The organism is Promicromonospora citrea (assembly GCF_013004695.1).
GTDB lineage: Bacteria > Actinomycetota > Actinomycetes > Actinomycetales > Cellulomonadaceae > Promicromonospora > Promicromonospora citrea.
This window is the reverse complement of record NZ_JABEMG010000256.1, coordinates 1-2,370: the sequence shown is the minus strand read 5'-3', so window position 1 is coordinate 2,370 and position 2,370 is coordinate 1. Positions and strand designations below refer to the sequence as shown.

General features: G+C 76.7%; 4 protein-coding genes. 1 reads left to right on the top strand and 3 read right to left on the bottom strand.

Annotated elements, in window-relative coordinates; all coding sequences use genetic code 11:
- Positions 1 to 212: alpha/beta fold hydrolase (locus HLB15_RS23345; RefSeq protein WP_171109124.1), on the top strand; the 212-nt coding region annotated here is incomplete at its 5' end.
- On the opposite strand, the gene HLB15_RS23340 is transcribed toward HLB15_RS23345, so the two are convergent.
- From HLB15_RS23340 to HLB15_RS23330, 3 genes are all read right to left on the bottom strand, one after another.
- Complete coding sequence (locus HLB15_RS23340; protein ID WP_171109122.1) at positions 209 to 1,033, bottom strand: GntR family transcriptional regulator; 825 nt, start codon at positions 1,031 to 1,033, stop codon at positions 209 to 211. The two genes, HLB15_RS23345 and HLB15_RS23340, sit on opposite strands and share 4 nt — an antisense overlap.
- Positions 1,033 to 2,067, bottom strand: coding sequence for a 4-hydroxythreonine-4-phosphate dehydrogenase PdxA (gene pdxA / locus HLB15_RS23335; RefSeq protein ID WP_171109121.1), 1,035 nt, complete (start codon positions 2,065 to 2,067; stop codon positions 1,033 to 1,035). Before pdxA ends, HLB15_RS23340 begins: the two co-directional genes overlap by 1 nt.
- On the bottom strand, positions 2,064 to 2,370 hold a 307-nt coding region (locus tag HLB15_RS23330), incomplete at its 5' end, for a nucleotide-binding domain containing protein (protein WP_212760281.1). The genes HLB15_RS23330 and pdxA, both read right to left, overlap by 4 nt.

Sequence of the window (2,370 nt, the reverse complement as noted above, 5' to 3'; positions counted from 1 at the left end):
CCCGCTGGCGCGGGCCACGGCTGCGCGAGGTCCGCGTGCCGACGCTCGTGGTGCACGGCGCGGACGACCCGCTGATCCGGACGTCGGCGGCCCGGGCGACGGCGCGGGCGATCCCCGGGGCGCGGCTGGTGGTCCTGCCCGACGTCGGGCACGACCTGCCGCCGGTCACCTGGCCGGTCCTCGCGCGGGAGGTGCGGGAGCTGGTGACCTAGTCGCCCAGCTCGCGGGCCACGGCCTGCAGCTCGGCCGCCAGCGACTCGAGGCGGGCGCGCAGGTCCGGCGCGGCGGGCTCGGGCCCGGCGGGCGCGGGCTCGTCCAGGACTGCGACGTCGAACACGACCCGGTCGGCGCGGTGCCACGTGCGGAACACCTCGACGGGGCGCGCGGCGCCGTCGGTGCTGGTGCCCTCCAGCACGAGCACGGGCGTGCCGACCGCGACGCGCAGGAGCCCGGCGGTCTCGGTGTCGGCGCCCACCGCGCGGACCTGCCGCTGCCCGGCCACGATCCGCGTGCCGAACCGGCGGCGGACCGTGGCGTGCAGCGAGGCGTCGGTGAGCTCCTGCGCGGTCAGGCCCGCGAGCTCGCCGGGCAGCCAGGTCTCGATGACGGCGATCGGCTCCCCGGCCGCGCCGCGCAGGCGCCGCAGGTGCACGACCTCCGGCGTGCCCAGCACGCGCGTGGCCTCGGAGGCCGGCTCGGTGCCCAGCTCGAGCACCTCGGTGGTCACGTGCCCGCCGCCGTCCTCGATCTGCGTGGACAGGCCGGGCAGGCGCTGCACGAGCCGGTGCAGCTCGCCGCGCTCGCGGACCGTCGTGCCGCGCCCGCGGCGCCGCTCCACCAGACCCTCCTGCTCGAGCGACGCCAGCGCCTGCCGCACGACCGAGCGGGACACGCCGTAGCGCTCCTGCAGCTCGGCCTCCGTGGGCACGTGGGCGCCCGGCGCGAGCGCGCGGCCCAGGATCTGGGCGCGCAGCTCGCTCGCGAGCCGCCGGTGCAGCGGTGTGCCGTCGGGTCCGGGGAGGTGGGGAGGCATTACCGGGTCGTGGCCTTCTGCGCCGTCTGCCAGACGTGGTCCCAGCCGGGGGCCAGGTCGGCGGCGCGCTCGATCGCGAGCACGAGGCTCGCCTCGCGCGCGATGCCCTGCCCGGCGATGTCGAACGCCGTGCCGTGGTCGACCGAGACGCGCACGACGGGCAGGCCGACGGTGATGTTCACGCCGTCGTCGCCGTACACGGCCTTGAACGGGGCGTGGCCCTGGTCGTGGTAGCAGGCCACGACCATGTTCCACTTCCCCTTGACCGCCGCGGGGATGAGGGCGTCGGCGGGCAGCGGGCCGTGCGCGTTGATGCCCCGCTCGCGTGCCGCCGCGACGGCGGGGGCCAGCACGTCGGCGTCCTCGTCACCGAACAGGCGGTTCTCGCCGGCGTGCGGGTTGAGGCCCGCCAGGCCGATCGCCTCGTCCGGCCGGCCGAGCGCCGCCGTGAACGCGCCCGCGAGGTCGAGCACGTCGCGCGTGCGCTCGGGCGTGATGTCCTCGATCGCCTGCCGCAGCGAGACGTGCGTGGTGAGGTGGAAGAAGTACAGGTCGCCCGCCGACAGCACGAGGCTGAAGTTCTGCACGCCGAACTCGTGTGCCAGCAGCTCGGTGTGCCCGGGCCACCGGTGCCCGCCCGCGTGCATCGCCGCCTTGTTGAGCGGCGGGGTGACGATGCCGTCCACGAGCCCCTCGCGCGCCAGGCGGCAGGCCTCGACGACGAACCGGTACGCGCCGTCGCCGGCGGCCGCGCTGAGCTCGCCGAGCGGCACGTCGGCGAGGGAGGGGCCGGTCTGCACCAGCTCGATCGTGCCGGGGACGTTGGCGGCGTCGGCCGGCGAGCCGATGACGCGCACCGCGTCCGGGTCCTGGCCGAGCGCCGTGACCGCGCGCCGCATCGCGTCGGCGTCGCCCACGACCACGGGCACGCAGCGTTCGCGCAGGTCGTCGTGGCCGAGCAGCGCCTTGGCGGTGATCTCGGGGCCGATGCCTGCGACGTCGCCGAGGGTGACGGCGAGGGTGGGGATGCTCACGGGGTTACCTCCTGGTGGGAACAGTACGACCTCAGGGTGGCGAGGACGTCGACGACGGTCCGGGGGGTGCCGAAACCGCCGGCCTTGGTCACGACGACGGTGCCGTCGGCGGGACCGCCGACGAGCCGGCCGACCGGCACGCCCTCGGCGACCGAGCCGGTCACGTGCACGCTGCGCGCGCCGAGCTGCTGGACGCGCTGGGCCTCGACGCCGGGACCGGCACCACGACCGGCACCACCACCGACCGGAAGGACACCCCGTGACCCGTCCCACCGCGCACCACCGCCCGCACCACCGCCCGGG

Coding starts and splice junctions, on each gene's coding strand:
- HLB15_RS23340 (WP_171109122.1), bottom strand. CDS start 1,033: ATGCCTCCCCACCTCCCCGGACCCGACGGCACACCGCTGCACCGGCGG.